General features: G+C 48.8%; 12 protein-coding genes and 1 pseudogene. 3 read left to right on the plus strand and 10 right to left on the minus strand.

Translation table 11 applies throughout. The annotated features are described in order from the left end of the window. Positions 1-251 precede the first annotated feature (251 nt). The 8 genes from AAKU64_RS01795 to aptA all read right to left on the minus strand — a co-directional run bounded on the left by AAKU64_RS01795 (position 252) and on the right by aptA (position 12,581). On the minus strand, positions 252-1,523 hold the full coding sequence (locus AAKU64_RS01795) for an amidohydrolase family protein (RefSeq protein WP_354361211.1): 1,272 nt from the start codon (positions 1,521-1,523) through the stop codon (positions 252-254). Between the two features lie 590 nt (positions 1,524-2,113). Then, entirely contained in the window at positions 2,114-3,364 is a 1,251-nt protein-coding gene (locus AAKU64_RS01800; RefSeq protein ID WP_354361213.1) for a Zn-dependent hydrolase, read from the minus strand. 56 nt (positions 3,365-3,420) lie between these two features. Beyond that, complete coding sequence (gene hydA / locus AAKU64_RS01805; protein WP_354361215.1) at positions 3,421-4,860, minus strand: dihydropyrimidinase; 1,440 nt, start codon at positions 4,858-4,860, stop codon at positions 3,421-3,423. Between the two features lie 13 nt (positions 4,861-4,873). Beyond that, entirely contained in the window at positions 4,874-6,358 is a 1,485-nt protein-coding gene (locus tag AAKU64_RS01810) for an NCS1 family nucleobase:cation symporter-1 (protein ID WP_354361217.1), read from the minus strand. Between the two features lie 148 nt (positions 6,359-6,506). Then, complete coding sequence (gene preA, locus AAKU64_RS01815; RefSeq protein WP_354361219.1) at positions 6,507-7,790, minus strand: NAD-dependent dihydropyrimidine dehydrogenase subunit PreA; 1,284 nt, start codon at positions 7,788-7,790, stop codon at positions 6,507-6,509. Then, complete coding sequence (locus AAKU64_RS01820; RefSeq protein WP_354361221.1) at positions 7,790-9,187, minus strand: NAD(P)-dependent oxidoreductase; 1,398 nt, start codon at positions 9,185-9,187, stop codon at positions 7,790-7,792. Before AAKU64_RS01820 ends, preA begins: the two co-directional genes overlap by 1 nt. 487 nt (positions 9,188-9,674) lie before the next feature. Beyond that, positions 9,675-11,180: a CoA-acylating methylmalonate-semialdehyde dehydrogenase gene (locus tag AAKU64_RS01825; RefSeq protein ID WP_354329587.1), complete on the minus strand. Its 1,506-nt coding sequence runs from the start codon at positions 11,178-11,180 to the stop codon at positions 9,675-9,677. An 84-nt stretch (positions 11,181-11,264) separates the two neighbouring features. Beyond that, positions 11,265-12,581, minus strand: a complete 1,317-nt coding sequence (gene aptA / locus AAKU64_RS01830; RefSeq protein WP_354361223.1) for an omega-aminotransferase AptA — start codon at positions 12,579-12,581, stop codon at positions 11,265-11,267. 203 nt (positions 12,582-12,784) lie between these two features. Between aptA and AAKU64_RS01835 the strand changes: the two genes are divergently transcribed. The 3 genes from AAKU64_RS01835 to AAKU64_RS01845 all read left to right on the plus strand — a co-directional run bounded on the left by AAKU64_RS01835 (position 12,785) and on the right by AAKU64_RS01845 (position 16,533). Then, positions 12,785-14,275, plus strand: a complete 1,491-nt coding sequence (locus AAKU64_RS01835) for an aminotransferase-like domain-containing protein (protein WP_354361225.1) — start codon at positions 12,785-12,787, stop codon at positions 14,273-14,275. Beyond that, positions 14,256-14,945, plus strand: coding sequence for a TetR/AcrR family transcriptional regulator (locus AAKU64_RS01840; protein ID WP_354361227.1), 690 nt, complete (start codon positions 14,256-14,258; stop codon positions 14,943-14,945). Before AAKU64_RS01835 ends, AAKU64_RS01840 begins: the two co-directional genes overlap by 20 nt. Before the next feature lie 583 nt (positions 14,946-15,528). After that, on the plus strand, positions 15,529-16,533 hold the full coding sequence (locus AAKU64_RS01845) for a LacI family DNA-binding transcriptional regulator (RefSeq protein ID WP_354361229.1): 1,005 nt from the start codon (positions 15,529-15,531) through the stop codon (positions 16,531-16,533). Between the two features lie 18 nt (positions 16,534-16,551). Here AAKU64_RS01845 and AAKU64_RS01850 read toward each other — a convergent pair whose 3' ends face one another. Continuing rightward, the gene (locus AAKU64_RS01850) at positions 16,552-17,085 is read right to left on the minus strand and encodes a YggT family protein (RefSeq protein WP_354361231.1); all 534 of its coding nucleotides are present in this window, start codon (positions 17,083-17,085) and stop codon (positions 16,552-16,554) included. A 99-nt stretch (positions 17,086-17,184) separates the two neighbouring features. Next, positions 17,185-17,601 (minus strand): annotated as a pseudogene (locus AAKU64_RS01855) (histone); the annotation flags it as partial.

The raw sequence follows: 17,601 nt of genomic DNA on the forward strand, positions 1-17,601 counted from the left end.
AAACCCTTTTATCGTCTAGTTGCTAAGCCCAAAATAGACTTAGCCTGAGGTGCAATATCAATAGAGTTACCGGATAGAGAGGTAAGTAAGTGTCTGATACCTGTTGAATATGAGGAGCCAGGCATTACATCCTGTAGAAATCATATACTCCCACCATTCCATATTTAAAATAGTCATTTATACCAATAAATGATTGGACACTTAATATATACATACAGGGAGTATATATTTAGAAAAAATTAACAAATGTCTTAAGACAACCTGAAATTAATCTGTGATGGTCGTCCGTCAAGTTGCAAACTCGCTCTGGCAGCAGGCATCTGGCTGATGACTTTGCCGCGTCGTATGACGGTTAATCTGGCGGCACGCAGGCGTATTGCTTCTATTGTATTGGCGGCGTCAAGTATCACCAGATCAGCATGACATCCGACTTGGATGCCGTAGCCTTCTAAACCCAAGATGGTCGCTGGCGTCTCTGTGACGGCGCGGTAGCACGCGCGCATTGCTTCTTGCCCGGTCATCTGCGCCACATGCAAACCCATGTGTGCGACTTCTAACATGTCGCCAGAACCCAGGCTATACCACGGGTCCATCGCGCAATCCTGACCAAATGCGACATCAATCCCGGCAGCCAACATTTCTGGCACCCGCGTCATGCCACGTCTTTTTGGATAGGTATCGTGACGACCTTGCAGGGTAATATTAATGAGCGGATTGGCAATCGCTGCGACGCCGGCTTCGCGTATCAAGGGCAGCAACTTGCTGACATAGTAGTTATCCATCGAATGCATCGAGGTTAAGTGGGAGCCAGTCACTCTGCCTTGCATACCCAGCCGATGACTGTGATAGGCCAATGTTTCGATATGGCGCGACAAAGGATCGTCCGATTCATCACAATGCATGTCCACACGATATCCGTTGTCAGCAGCGTATTCGCACAGGATTTTGACGGACTCGGCACCATCTGCCATGGTGCGTTCAAAATGCGGAATACCACCTACCACATCAACGCCCATCGCCATTGCCCGCTTTAAATTAGTCAGCGCCGTCGCGCTGCGCAATATGCCATCTTGCGGAAAAGCGACCAATTGCAAATCGATATAAGCTGCGACACGTTTTTTGACCTCCAGTAAAGCCTCAACTGCCAGCAGACGATCATCGCAAATATCGACATGCGACCGTATCGCCAGCAAGCCACGCCCGACCGCCCAATCACAATACTGCATCGCTCTTTGCACTAACGCATCTTGCGTCAGCATCGGCTTCAGCTCGCCCCATAATGCAATCCCCTCTAGCAAAGTACCTGACTGATTGACACGCGGCAGACCATAGCTGAGCGTCGCGTCCATATGGAAGTGCGCATCGACAAACGGTGGCGATACCAGATTGCCAGCGGCATCTATTTCTTGCACCGCTAGTGCTGGCAACTTGTGATCTATCGCGACGATGCGACCGGACTCAATCGCTATATCGATATTGGTACGACCATCGGGTAAATTGGCGTTACGAATAATCAAATCCATGGGCGTCCTTGCGGTTTGGAGTGGAGAGTTAGATGGAGATTATTATGCCCGATGCGGTTGACCATTGTGAGGAAACTATGGATTCAAATCGGGAATTTGAGAAGCAAGACAAATTGGCTGAGGCGTAGTTTTTGAAGTTGGTTTTGAAGTTGGTTTTGAAGTTGGTTTTGAAGTTGGTTTTGAAGTTGGTTTTGAAGTTGGTTTTGAAGTTGGTTTTGAAGTTGGTTTTGAACTAGCTTTTGAAGTTGGAATTCCGTTGTGGCACTGCCGTTTTTATCCGTTAAAAATGGATAAGAAAGCTTCGTTGTCTAAGCGAAACGAGTTTCGAACTTTTCCCATTTTTGACGGATAAAAACGGGAACCCCGAAGGGGTAGTGACTTCGCGGTCGCCTTCTTTTATCTTCTTTCTTTGGCGAAGCAAAGAAAGTGAGTAGCCGCCGGTCTACCACCGGCCTGCAATCTAAAACAATAACCGCCAGTAATAAGAACGACGAACATACCCTCATCCTAAGCCTCTCCCGCATGCGGAAAAGAGAGTAAAAACTCGTACTAGCTATGTACTGGCCCTACCGAACTTTTAAGTCGACATATCAGGCTACGATTTTTGCCCGCTCTAACATCGCCAGCAACAACACATTACAACCCGCCTCCAAATGCTCCGATTTAGCGTCTTCAATTTCGTTATGACTAATCCCATCCTTACAGGGTACAAAAATCATCCCAGACGGTGCCAGTCGCGCCGTGTAAATTGCATCATGTCCCGCACCGGATACCACGTCCATGGTGGAATAACCCAGCTTGGCGGTTGCGCTGCGCACTGCATCAACGCAATCCGGATGGAAAGGACAAGGCGGGTAATAAGAGACGCGTTCGATACTGATTTTCAAACCACTGTCACTCGCCGTTTTATCGACAAACGCCAGTATTTCCTGATGCATGGTGTTGAGTAATTCATCGTTCACATTGCGTAAATCAATACTGAATTTGACTTCGCCTGGAATCACGTTACGGCTGTTCGGAAATACTTGCACCATACCGACAGTGCCGCGTCCATATGGAGGATAGCGGTTACCAATATTGACTACCTCTTGCATAATTTTTGTTGCGATTTGCAGAGCATCCTTACGCAGATGCATCGGGGTTGGGCCCGCGTGCGCTTCCATACCTGTGACAACGCAGTCGTACCAAGATAAACCCATGACCGCAGGTACCACGCCAATGACCTTGTCGGCATCTTCTAATACAGGGCCTTGTTCGATGTGGGTTTCGAAATAGGCGCCAATCGGATGATCACCGGGAGTTTGCGTACCCAGATAACCGATGCGCTCCAGCTCATCCTTCACCGTTTTTCCATCTACATCTTTTGCCGCAAACGCATGCTCCAAGGTAAATGCGCCGCAAAAAACACCTGACCCCATCATCACCGGAACAAACCGAGAACCTTCTTCATTTGTCCAGAATGCAACCTCAATCGGCGCCTCGGTCTTGATATTGTGATCGTTGAGCGTTCGGACAACTTCTAAGGCTGCTAAAACACCGTAGTTGCCATCAAACTTGCCGCCCGTTGGCTGGGTATCGATATGACTGCCGGAGACAATCGGTGGCAAGCTATTATTAGTGCCATCCCGGCGCATAAAGACATTGCCGATTTTGTCGATGGTGACCGACATACCAGCTTGCTTCGCCCAGCCTGTGACTAAATCGCGGCCTTGCTTATCAAGATCGGTCAATGCCAGACGTTTGACGCCGCCTTTAGGGGTTGCGCCGATTTGCGCCAGTTCCATTAAGGATTTCCATAGACGGTCACCGTTGATTCTTACGCTAGTTATATCCGTACTCATTATTTTGTCCTTTTTAATCTGTTGCTGTACCTACTATCAGATGCGATTAATTATTCTTAGCGCTGCACTGCTTTGGGCGCAGCCTGGCTTGCCATACGGCCTAATGCATCATAAATCGGGGAAAATGCTGGTCGGTCGACATGTCGTCCTGCACCCTGGACCGCGCGTAATTCACCCTGTTTAAATACTAGCTTGCCGGCACTGATGGTATGGCTAGGAATACCACGTACGGTGCGTCCCTCAAAGACATTAAATCCACCTTTGGCAAATTGCGTCTTGGCGGAAATTGTGCGTGTGCCTTGCGGGTCCCACACCACGACATCGGCATCTGCACCAACTGCAACTGCCCCTTTACGTGGATAGATATTAAAAATTTGTGCGGCGTTAGTGGAGGTCACTTTGACGAATTCTGATGGCGTTAATTTGCCGCTGTTAACACCTGCGTCCCAGATCACCGCCATACGATCTTCAACGCCACCGCAACCGTTCGGTATTTTGGTAAAGTCGCTTTTTCCTGCGGCTTTTTGCGTATCGCAAAAGGTGCAATGATCGGTTGCCGTTGTGTGCAGATTGCCTCCTTGCAGACCTTGCCATAACGCAGCCTGATGCTCTTTTGAACGGAACGGCGGACTCATGACATGACCTGCCGCAAAATCAAAATCAGGATGGCGATATACACTGTCGTCTATCGTCAGATGCCCGGCGAGCACTTCACCAAATACCCTTTGGCCTTTACTTCTCGCGCGGGTAATTGCTTCCAACGATTCTATACAGGAGACATGTACGATATAAACCGGTGTATTGAGTACATTGGCAATTGCAATTGCCCGGTTGGCAGCCTCACCTTCTACCATCGGCGGACGTGATAAGGGATGCGCCTCTGGACCGGTAATGCCTTTTTTTAATAACTCTTGTTGGAGTAAGAAAACCAGCTCGCCATTTTCTGCATGTACGGTCGGCATGGCGCCTAGTTCCAGCGCACGTGAGAAGCTTTTTACCAAAATTTCATCATCGGCCATGATGGCATTTTTATAGGCCATAAAATGTTTGAAGCTATTCACGCCATAGTCCCGCACCAGTGTGCCCATATCAGCATGTACGGTATCGTCCCACCAGGTTACCGCAACGTGAAAACTATAATCACCGACTGACTTCTCTGCCCAGCCACGCCAGGTTTTATAGGCATCCATTAAAGGCTGTTTAGGGTCCGGAATAACGAAATCAATAATGGTAGTGGTTCCGCCGGCCAGACCTGCGGCAGTGCCGGTAAAAAAATCGTCTGCGGTCACTGTGCCCATAAAAGGCAGGTTCATATGTGTATGCGGATCAATCCCACCGGGCATGACATATTGACCGCTGGCGTCAATAATTTCAGTATCCGCAGGAGCGGATAAATGCTCACCTACCGCAATGATTTTGCCATCCTGGCACAGAACGTCAGCACGAAATTCACGGTCTGCATTAACGACAGTACCGCCGCGTATCAATATGCTCATATTTGTCTCCTGATTATTTAGTAGGTTGCAGTACAGCCACTACCTGATCCGATTTACCCTGCATCATGACTAAATATACTAAGCCTGATAACACCAAACCGATAAACCAAGCGTAGGTATAAATTGTTTTTAATATGCCCGGAATATCAGGGAAGGATGTGGGAAATGCTGCATTTAAAAATCCGGGAATATTGGGCACAACACCGATTACAAAGGCGACAATCGCTGCCATGTTCCAGCCGTTGCCGTAAGAATATTTGCCGTTTTCCTGGTAGAGCTGAGCTACATCCAAATTGGTTTTACGAATAAAGTAATAGTCGATTATTAATATACCGGCGATTGGTCCTAACAACGCTGAGTAGCCAATCAACCAGGTGAAAATATACCCTTGGGTTGATTCTAAAATCTTCCATGGCATCATGGCAATCGCGATAAACGCTGTGATGTAGCCACCCGTTTTATAGGAAATTAGTTTAGGGTTGAGTGCTGAAAAATCATATGCAGGACCAACCAGATTGGCGGCTAAATTAACGCTGACAGTATCAATCAACAAAATCAACAGAGCGATCAATACCGCAACACCTGTCATACGACTAGCAAGATCAACCGGATCCCAAATCGCTTTACCGTACAAAACTACCGTGGCAGAAGTCACAATCACCGCCAGCATGGCTAACAATGCCATCGGCACTGGCAAACCCACGCTTTGACCGATAAGCTGATCGCGCTGAGTTTTAGCAAAACGAGTGAAGTCGGGAATATTCAATGCCAATGTCGCCCAAAAGCCTATCATTGCTGTGAGTGAAGGCCAGAACGTAGTCCAGAATTGTCCGGCCTTTTTGCCTCCCTCAATAAACTGTGACGGTTGATCCAAAATTGGTCCAAAGCCGCCCGCTTTGCTATAGACCCAGCCAAGCAAGACAAAGCAAATAACGATCTTCAAAGGCGCGGTATAAGTTTCTAATTTACGAATCGAATCCATACCGTGAAAAATGTACCAGAACTGGATCGCCCAAAACACTAAAAAGCACGCGAACTGCGCCGCATTAATACCAAGGCCAGCGATCTTATCGCCGCCCAGAGGATGGCCGAGCAACACACCTGCCAAGGTATAAATCATCATGCCACCAAACCAGGTTTGAATCCCGTACCAGCCACATGCCACAATCGCGCGCATCAATGCTGGCAAGCGTGCACCTTTGGTACCGAATGAAGAACGAGCCAGCACCGCATAAGGAATACCGTACTTGGTACCAGCATGTCCGATCAGCAGCATAGGCACCAGCACAATGGCATTAGCAAGAAAAACCGTTACCACCGCTTGCGATGCAGACATGCCACCTTCAATCAAACTAGCCGCCAAAGTATAGGCGGGTATGCACATGACCATGCCCACCCACAATGCGGCAAAGTGATACCAGCGCCAGGTACGCTGACTCTCGCTCGTCGGTGCCAGATCTTCGTTCCAGAGTGCGCTGCTTGCGGTGGTCTTGTTCACGTTTACCTCTCCTTCAGTTGGACTTACTTAAAATCTTGAGGATGCCTGTCAATGCAAAAGGATTGCGCCTTTAAAGAGCGCAATCCATATGTTAAGACCTGTGTATTTAAATGCTGTATTTAAAATCAATAAGTAAGGACAGCTTGATTTATGCCTTGACCAGATTCTCCGCTCTAGGATTGCGCGGGTCCTGCGTCCAGTTCATATAAGGTTTGCCCGTCTCTTCCGCGACCATCGTAATGCAATTCTCAACGGGGCAAGTAATCTGACATAAGTTACAGCCAACACACTCTTCTTTGATGACTTCGTATTTACGTTGTCCGTTGTCTGCAATCAGTTGTGAAATGGATTGATGTGAAGTGTCTTCGCAAGCGATGTAACAGCGACCGCATTGGATACAACTATCCTGGTCGATCTGAGCGATGCTCTTGAAGTTCATGTTCAGATATTTCCAATCCGTCGTATTGGCAACAGCTTTACCGCGAAAATCTTCTATCGTGGCATAGCCTTTTTCATCCATCCAACGCGACAGACCATCTTTCATGTCTTCAACAATACGAAAACCATGCAACATTGCAGCAGTACAAACTTGTACAGAACCGGCTCCGAGGGCTATAAATTCTGCAGCATCACGCCAGTTACCGATACCGCCGATACCAGAAATCGGCAAACCCTGAGTAGCAGGATCACGTGCGATTTCTGCGACCATATTGAGTGCAATTGGTTTGACAGCTGATCCACAGTAACCGCCGTGTGTACTTTTACCACCCACAATGGGACGGGCCACCATATTATCCAGATCGATTGAGGTAATGGAGTTGATCGTATTGATCAAAGAGACTGCATCTGCACCGCCATTGTGTGCAGCGCGCGCAGGCATGCGGACATCAGTGATGTTCGGGGTGAGCTTGACGATGACAGGTAAAGAACAATATTGCTTGCACCAGCGCGTGACCATTTCGACATACTCGGGTACTTGACCGACGGCAGCGCCCATGCCACGTTCTGGCATACCATGCGGGCAGCCAAAATTGAGTTCTATCGCGTCAGCGCCGGTCGCTTCGACCAAGGGCAAAACTGCTTTCCAGATCGCCTCTTCGCATGGATACATCATGGAGACAATCATTGCGCGATCCGGCCAGTCTTTTTTGACTTGGGTAATTTCACGCAGGTTGATGTCCAGACTACGGTCAGTAATCAGTTCAATGTTATTGAAGCCAATGACTTCACGATTTTTACCAAAATGGGCAGAGTAGCGGGAAGAGACATTCACTGGTGCTGGATCTTCACCTAAGGTTTTCCAGACGACGCCACCCCAACCTGCTTCAAAAGCACGGATCACGTTATATGCCTTGTCGGTCGGTGGCGCAGATGCCAGCCAGAATGGATTTGGAGATTTAATACCGGCGAAATTAATGCTGAGATCGGCCATTATGCAGCCTCTTTTTTAGAAAGTGAGTTGGACAATAAGTCTTGATGAATTGCAGCTGCGGCGAGCTTGCCGTGCTGTACCGCCTGCACCGTCAAGTCTTGTCCCGGCGCGACACAATCACCCCCAGCATAGACGCCCGAAACCGAGGTGCGGAAGCTGTCGTCCACGTGGATTTTATCGCCTTGCTTTTCTAATTCCACAGCCAGGGCATCATTGATCGATGCTGCATCTAATGATTGTCCAATCGCTTTAAAAATAGCATCGGCAGCGATATCAAAGCTTTCTCCTGTACCGACCAGGCGAGCACCATCCATACGGGTTTTTTCAAAACGCATACCGCGTACGCGACCCGCTTCATCCAATAATATTTGTTGTGGTTGTGCCCATGTTTTCAAACGCACTTGATGTGCCTTGGCGATATCTTGCTCATGTTCAGTGGCGGACATGGACTCTGTACCGCGCCGATAAATCACGGTTACATCATCGGCACCTAATCGTGCCATCTGCACTGCCATATCAATTGCGGTGTTACCTGCACCAATCACCAGGCAACGAGAGGCCAGTGGCAATTTACTCAAATCATCGGCTTGACGGAGTTCAGCGATATAGTCCACTGCCGAGAGCAAGCCTGCGGCATCTTCGCCTGTCAAACCAAGCTCTCGGCTTGCACCAAGTCCTAGCGCTAAAAATACAGCATCATATTGCTGACGTAAATCAGAGAGCTTTAAATTAACGCCCAGAGTTTGTCCGTATTGAACCGTGATACCGCCGATTTCCAATAAAAATTCGACTTCGCGCTGTGCAAAATCATCTGGCAACTTGTATTTAGCAATACCGTATTCGTTTAGACCACCTGCTTTTGCATGCGACTCGAACACTACGACATCGTTACCCAACATTGCCAGTCTGTGCGCGCAGGACAGACCTGCCGGTCCGGCGCCCACGATAGCAACCGTGCGTCCCGTCGCAGTTGCACGTTCAAAAGGATGTTTGTCAAACTGCATGTTGTCGATGGCGTGACGCTGCAAAAGACCAATTTTGACTGGCTGTGTCTCAGCGTCATGATTACGCACACAGGATTGCTCGCACAAAATCTCGGTAGGACAGACACGTGAACAGCTGCCACCGAAAATATTCTCTTGCAAAATAGTTTTTGCTGCACCGTTGATATTTTCGTTAGCGATATTGCGGATAAAGCTAGCAACATCAATGTCTGACGGGCAGATACGGGTACACGGCGCATCGTAACAATACAGGCAGCGCTGGCTTTCTATTAGTGCCTGGCGCGCTGTCAGTGCGGGTACCAGATCAGTGAACCGGCTTGCCAGCTCTTCTTTGCTGGCAGTCGGATGTCCGAGGTGCTCTAGCTTGGTCAATCTGCTTAAGACTTCAATCATGATTGCATTCCTAATTTTTAGTACCTAGGTTTTTACTTAGGTCTTTACTCGGTGTTTTGACACGTCATTTTTACTGGAAAACTATTGACCCAAATGAATACAGGCTCACTTATGTTATGGCTCAGTTTTACAGATCACATTTGTTACAGCATTAGGCAAAGTGCAAGTCCGGCATATAGGAAATCCGATTGCGGATACCGATTTATATCAGATTACTAGCAAACCTCGTGCCAATATTTACCACTTGGTAAAAACAAATACTCTGCCGCTTTTCCTCGTTCTTAATAGTTTTTTGTTAAATTCCTGCTTTATTTTGATACATAAACGATTTTCCTTGCACCAACTGAGCACACTACTTTTGCACTATTGCTGCACTGCTCATCCGCTATTGACTTACCACTCCTTTGCTACTTACCAACTGATTACCAGCTACTTGCTTGCTGCTTATCTGCTAGTTACCACGAGATATTGTTGCGCCGCAGGATGATCACTTCATTTGTGGAAATGCAAACTCAGCACCGGCAGTAGCAAGGCCTTTGTTTGCATCCGGCCAGCGCTGCATAACGGCTTTGGAGCGTGTATAAAAACGCACACCTTCCGGCCCATAGACATGATGATCACCAAACAGACTACGCTTCCAGCCGCCAAAACTATGAAAAGCCATCGGTACCGGCAAAGGGACATTCACGCCAACCATACCAACTTGAATTTGACGCACAAACTCGCGTGCTACCCCGCCATCGCGCGTAAAGATGGCAACACCGTTGCCATACTCATGACGGTTAATCAGATCTACGGCACTTGCTATATCTGGCAACCGCAAAACACATAAAACCGGCCCAAAAATTTCTTCCTGATAGATGGTCATATTGGAAGTCACATGATCAAACAATGTACCGCCAACGAAGAAGCCGTTTTCACGCCCGCTGACTTGGTAACCGCGTCCATCCACCACTAGCGTGGCGCCCTCCTCTACACCTTGTCCGATCAATTTTTCTATCCTCTGCTTAGCCGCCAGACTGACCACTGGCCCCATTTCTGCACCGTCTGCCATACCGTCGTTAATCTTGAGCGCAAGAGTGCGCTCAGCTAAGGCTGCAACTAACTGATCGGCAGCATTGCCAACTGCAACAGCGACAGAAATCGCCATGCAGCGCTCGCCAGCAGAGCCATAAGCGGCACCGATTAAGGCATCCACAGCCATGTCCATATCTGCATCCGGCATGACGACCATATGATTTTTTGCGCCACCCAACGCCTGTACGCGCTTGCCTTCAGCGCTACCCCGCGTATAAATATATTCTGCAATAGGAGTCGATCCGACGAAGCTAATCGCTTGCACTTGCGGGTGATCCAACAAAGCATCTACCGCCAGCTTGTCGCCTTGTACAACATTGAATACGCCATCGGGCAAACCGGCTTGTTTCAATAGTTCTGCCTGCAAAATGGATGCAGAAGGATCGCGCTCAGAGGGTTTTAGAACAAATGTATTTCCGCAGGCTAGCGCGATAGGAAACATCCACATAGGCACCATGGCCGGAAAATTAAACGGCGTAATTCCAGCTACAACACCCAATGGTTGACGGAATGAACAAGCATCGATCCCACGTGCAATCTGATCGCTGAATTCCCCCTTCAACATATGTGGAATGCCGCAGGCAAATTCGACCACTTCAATACCGCGAGCAACCTCGCCCTGCGCGTCAGCAAAGGTTTTGCCATGCTCACGAGTGAGTATCCCGGCAAAGCGGTCTGCATTCTCTTGCATCAAGTGTAAAAAACGGAACAAGACGCGGGCACGTGTCAGCGGTGGTGTATTTGCCCATGCGGGAAAAGCCTTCGCTGCTGCGGCAACGGCTTTATCCACATCGGCGGAAGACGCCATCACCACGCGCGCGATGGGTACTCCCAAAGCCGGGTTGTACACATCGGCATAACGACCGCTATCAGTATCCACACGTGCACCTGCGATGAAATGGGGAATGGTTTCAATACTTAATTCAGGATTCAATTCAGGATTCAATTCAGGACGCAATTCAGGACTCAATAATGGGTTCACAATCAGACACTCGCTTCATTAATCTAAGGTTTTTAAAATAGCGGCAAGCTTGCCAAACAACTCATCGATATGGGATTTCTCTAATACTAGTGGTGGTGATAAAGCGATAATGTCACCGGTGGTGCGGATCAAAATGCCATCGGCAAATGCCCGCTTAAAAGCATTAAAAGCACGTGCGCCGGGCTTGCCAGGGATAGACGCTAGCTCAATGCCAGCAATCAAACCCAGATTGCGCAGGTCAATCACATGCGGCAAACCTTTGAGGGAATGCACTGCATCAGCCCAGTAGTCAGTCAGGCTGCTGGCATGCTCCAGCACTTTTTGCTCTTCAAAAATATCTAGTGTTGCTAGTGCGGCAGCACATGCCAGAGGATGGCCAGAATAGGTATAGCCGTGGAATAGCTCGATGCCATCCGGCCCTTGCATCATGGTGTCGTAGATATGTTTTTTAGAAAATACCGCCCCCATTGGTACGACGCCATTGGTTAATCCCTTGGCGACTGTTACCAGATCTGGTTCGACATCAAAATAATCAAATGCAAACGGCGTCGTCAGACGACCAAAGCCGGTAATCACTTCATCAAAAATCAATAAAATGCCGTGCTTAGTACAGAGTTCGCGCAAGCGTTTGAGATAGCCTTTGGGTGGAACCAAGACACCAGTCGAACCGGCAAGCGGCTCAACAATCACAGCGGCGATAGTGGAGGCATCATGCAAAGCGACAATGCGCTCTAGCTCGTCGGCTAAGTGCGCGCCATATTCAGGTTCACCACGAGTGAAAGCGTTTTTTTCCAGATTGTGGGTGTGTGGTAAGTGATCTACACCAGGCAACAGGCTGCCGAAAGTTTTGCGGTTATTCGCAATGCCGCCCACCGACATGCCGCCAAATCCGACGCCGTGATAACCACGCTCACGTCCGATCAAGCGGGTGCGGGTGCTATCGCCACGAGCCCGGTGATAAGCCAGTGCCATCTTCAAGGCACTGTCCACTGCCTCGGAACCGGAATTGGTATAGAACACCTGTCCAAAGCGATGATTGGTATAAGTCATCAAGCGCTCTGCCAGCTCAAATGCGGAGGGGTGCCCCATCTGGAAGGTCGGTGCAAAATCGAGTTGAGCGACCATATCTTGTACCGCTTTGACCAGTTTAGGCTGTGCATGTCCCAACGGTACGCACCACAAACCCGCCGTACCATCCAGTATCGTATTGCCATCGACATCGCGGTAGTGCATGCCTTTAGCTGAGACCATCAGCCGGGGATTACTTTTAAAATCGCGGTTGGCTGTGAACGGCATCCAAAATGGATGCATATCATTAGGGCGGGATTCATACATAAGACACTCCTGAATTTGGAAAAACTATTTACCATGTGGTAAAACTATGGTGCAATAGTAGGCGGCAGGATGAGAATCCCGACAGATACAGCTTGCTCAAAAATCAGCAACCGTACAGGTTGACGTAGCACTACAGTTAAGTTCAGATATCACGACGTATTGCGGTGAGCTGGTAACTGATTAGACCAAAATGGAGGCGAAAGATGGAAGATGCAGGAGTGGCAAAGTCAGACAATCTGTCTACGCCATGTACCATCCGCAGTAGTGCATCAGCCTGGCCCATCCTGACTCTGGACCGGACCAGGCACGGCAATTTGGTGGATCAGATTGTGGAGTCGATTACGCAGTTGGTGAACAGCGGCGAGCTGCGTGTTGGGACCAAAATGCCTTCTGTCCGGCAATTTGCTAAATCCAATAGCATCAGCACTTTTACTGTTGTGGAATCCTATGATCGTTTGCTGACAACGGGCCTATTGTCATCGCGTCGCGGCTCTGGTTATTTTGTAGCGCGCAGTGAAATCCCTGCAGCACGGTCAATCTTGCCAGCACCACTGCTACTGAATATTGACGCGCTCAGTCCCGATTTATATACCGGTGTGTCGGATGCCCTACCTGCCGGTTCTGGCTGGCTGCCGCCGGAATGGTATGGCGAATCGACGATTCTGGACGCAATCCGTCACGCGATGCGTATTCCTGCTTCGCGCTTACGTGGCTATGGCAATCCTCTAGGATTTCCCAGCCTGCGACAACATCTGGCAAGCACCCTGGCGGATGAACTATTCGCCGTCGAGCCCGATCAGATTGTGCTGACGCATGGTGCAACCCATGGTTTTGATCTGATCTTGCGCACCCTGACCAAACCGGGTGACTGCGTCTTTGTTGAAGATCCCGGCTATAGCAATTTATTGTCACTGATACGCCATCATGGATGCATCCCCGTTGGTGTTCCGCGTGGCGAACACGGTTTGGATTTTGATGTACTGCAAGAGAAAGCGACCCGCCATCAGCCCAAACTGATGTTCGTCAATACCGTGCTGCAAAATCCACTCGGGACTTCACTCAGTCATGCGCAGGCGCATCGTCTGCTGGGACTGGCAGAGCGTTTTGATTTTTGGGTGGTGGAAGATGATATATACCGCGACCTAAGTGCGCGCAGCGATCCTTCTCTGGCAGCGATGGATGGCTTACGGCGGGTTATCCGCGTTGGTAGTTTTTCTAAAACACTGTCACCAACCTTGCGAGTAGGCTCGATTTCAGCCTCGGCATCACTCATTTCTGAATTGGTCCGCGTCAAGATGTTGACGGGTTTGACCACATCAGAGATCAATGAGCGCGCTGTGCTGCACGCCATCACTGCGCGTCCCTACCGGCGCATGCTGGAAAAGCTGATCAGCCAGCTGGATACAGCACGCGAAAGCAGCATTAGCAACTTACAAAAAGCCGGCATGACGATGTTGGCTAAACCTCGCGGCGGGATGTTTATTAGTGCCGGCTGGGAGACGACACCCACACTTAGCTTCAATGGCAAACTGATTGCCGATCAGGCACTCAAAGCGGGAATCCTGTTGTCGCCCGGTGAGTTTTTTACGCTAGATGCGTGCAATACGATCTGGTTTCGCTTCAACGTGGCTTATACCCAATCCGAACAACTCAGTACTTTTCTAAAAAATTGCCATGACACTCTTGGACACTGAAAAATCTATCGCCGAAAAATCCAAAACCGCCACGACTAAAGTCAACCGGCGCCTGATCAACCGGGACAAATTAGAAACAGAAATCCTGGAACAGGCCGTACGGCTATTCGCTGAGTGCGGCTACGAAGGCACCTCAATTGCGACCATTGCCGAACAAGTTGGCCTATCCAAACAAAATCTGCTGTACTACTTTCCAAGCAAGCCTGTGTTGTATCAGCGGGTGCTGGATGATGTTTTGAATGTATGGTTAGAACGCATGAACAGCCTGGCCGATGATAGCCGCGAGCCAGAAGAATTGCTGCGTAGTTACATCGTCGCCAAGCTACAATTTTCACGCGAGCAGCCCTGGGGTTCGCGCGTGTACGCCATGGAAGTGATAGGCGGAGCAAAAATATACGGCGCAGATATCCGTAAAAAAGTCGTGCCGCTGCTGCGTAAAGACATAGAGATTTTTGAGAAGTGGATAGCGCAAGGCAAAATTGCCGCAGTTAATCCTACCCATTTACTCTTCGCCATCTGGGCGATGACGCAATCCTACGCAGACTTTGCGACTCAAATGAACCTGGTCATGAATCGCAAGCAGCTCAGTCGCAAGGATTTTGATGATGCAGAAAAACTGATCGTTGATATGGTGCTGGCGGGGTTGGCGATTACTCCCGCGACCAAATAATTCCAGAAAGTTGAAGAAGGTGTTGTCGATGCTCGCCACACAACCTGGTCTTTGCTGTCCGATTTTGTGTGGCAATTCTTAGCTGAATTCAACGAGTACAAAGTGCAGATAACTTATTCCGCATAAATATACTCCCTTACTGTATATATTAGTTGTCCAGAGAATGATTGGACAATACGGCATTTTCTAATATTTTTATGGGGAGTATATTTTAATCATCCTTGTAAGACTGACTTAAATCAAATTGGTCTAGATAAAAAATCAAGCTGCTTGCCATCATTTGCGTACCAGATCTAATAACACATGCCGAACGACATCGGCAATATTGGCGTAGTGATGAGATCAAATTTCCACTCTTCCACTAACACATCTGCAATGCACTTATTGTTGATTATAAGACTAACGCAAAACCGCCCGAGCTGCCTTGTAGCTCCTAGCTGTATAAAATTACTATCGTCGTCGCTAAGCCTTGCTGGGACAATTCTGCCTAAGTCCTAGATTAAAATAAAATTGCCATTTTTTTAAAAGTACCCTTTTCTGTAATTCATGCGTCATAATTCACATAGAGAAAGGATCTAATTTTATGGCAACAATGAAGCAGGTCGCAGAGAAAGCTAGAGTCTCCACCACTACGGTTTCTCACGTCATCAACAACACCCGGGTCGTCAGTGAAGATGCGCGCGAACGCGTGCTGTCAGTGATCCAGGAGCTACGTTATATTCCCAGTGCTGTGGCACGCAGTCTTAAGAATGATAAGACGCAAACCCTGGGAATGATGATCCCCAACAATTCCAATCCCTACTTTGCCGAGGTCATCCAAGGCATAGAGGACGAGTCTTTTCGCTTAGGCTACAACATCATCCTGTGCAACTCTTACGATGATCCGAAAAAGCAAGCCGCCTACACCCGCGTGCTGATGGAAAAACGAATAGACGGATTGATTCTGGTATCTTCAGGCATTGACCTGGAACTGACGCAATTACTCGCAGATGAAGCCATCCCCAAAGTATTAGTCGATAGAGAAGTTCCCGGTGTTGCTGCAGACTTTATTGAAGCTGATCATGAGCAAGGCGGTTATCTGGCAACGAAATATTTGCTCGATCTGGGCCATCGCCGCATTGCCTGTGTGTCTGGCCCTAAGACTTTGTTACCAAGTGGCGATCGGGTATCGGGCTATCTGCGCGCCTTGAAAGAGGCGGGAGTTGATTACAACAGCGATTACCTTGCGCATAGTGACTTCACCAGCCAAGGCGGCTTTAGCGCATTTCAGCAATTGCTGGCACTGCCTAATCGTCCCACCGCGATTTTTGCCAGTAATGATTTAATGGCGATTGGCGGCTTATGTGCGGCGCAGCAAGCTGGAATGCGTATTCCCGATGAATTATCGGTGGTTGGTTATGATGATATTGCGCTAGCCTCGTTTAGCACACCGCCATTGACCACCATCGCGCAGCCCAAATATGAAATCGGTGTTTTGACAGCAAGGGTGTTAGTCAACCGGATTCTGAATGCAGAGTTACCATTCCGAAGAGAAATGCTGCAAACAGAACTGATCATGCGCCAGTCAACCGGACCAGCGCCGGCTTGAGTTGCAAATATCTTTGGGTTAAAGCAATAAGATTCTTGGCAATAATTCGCTCAATAATCGATTCAGCACCTGCAACAATATCAGCGCAACCATGGGTGAAAAATCAATGCCTCCCAAAGGGGGCAATAATTTTCGTATTGGCGATAATATCGGTATATTCAGCGCTCGAATAAACGGTGCAAACGGTGCGTTGGGATTGACCCAGCTAAAGACCGCTTCCAGCACCAGTAAGGCCATCAAACCATACAATATCCATTGCAGCATTCTGAACAAAGCCAGCAAACCCAGCGCTGGAAAAGAGAGCTGAAACGTTGGCAGAACATCGATTAATACCGATACCAAGGCGACTAAAAAAGTCGCAATCACGCTAGCCCAGTCGTAACCTGCAAACCCTGGGATCACGCGGCGAATCGGATGCACCAGCCAATCTGTCAGTTGAAAAATGGATTGTGCCAACCCCATAGGCGGCCTGACTCGCTGTGCCTGCATCCAGAACCGCAGCAATAGAAAACCTGCGAACAAACCAGCAATCGTATCAACGACAAAACTCACTATTCCATACAACACTGTTCTAACCCCTAAAAAAAACCCACTGGGTGAATGTCACGCAGTGGGTATTGTGCCTGAAATTCAGGCGTACAAGCGATCCGATTACGCTGGACGTGTGCCTGTAGGGAATGGCCATGCTGCTGTCGGGCTTACGACCGTTTTAGCATCTGGCGTTGCTGGCTTAGCTGCTGCTTTCGCTGCTGGCTTGGCCGCTGCTTTTTTTACTGCAGGCTTAGCTACAACTTTCGCTGCTGGCTTGGCCGCAACTTTTGCCGCTGGCTTCGCTGCTGCTTTCGCTGCTGGCTTTGCTACCGCTTTTTTAGCGACTGGCTTCGCTGCTGCTTTTGCTGCTGGCTTTGCTACCGCTTTTTTAGCGACTGGCTTCGCTGCTGCTTTCGCTGCTGGCTTTGCTACCGCTTTTTTGGCGACTGGCTTCGCTGCTGCTTTCGCTGCTGGCTTTGCTACCGCTTTTTTGGCGACTGGCTTCGCTGCTGCTTTCGCTGCTGGCTTTGCTACCGC

This window comes from Undibacterium sp. GrIS 1.8 (assembly GCF_040544445.1).
GTDB lineage: Bacteria > Pseudomonadota > Gammaproteobacteria > Burkholderiales > Burkholderiaceae_D > Undibacterium.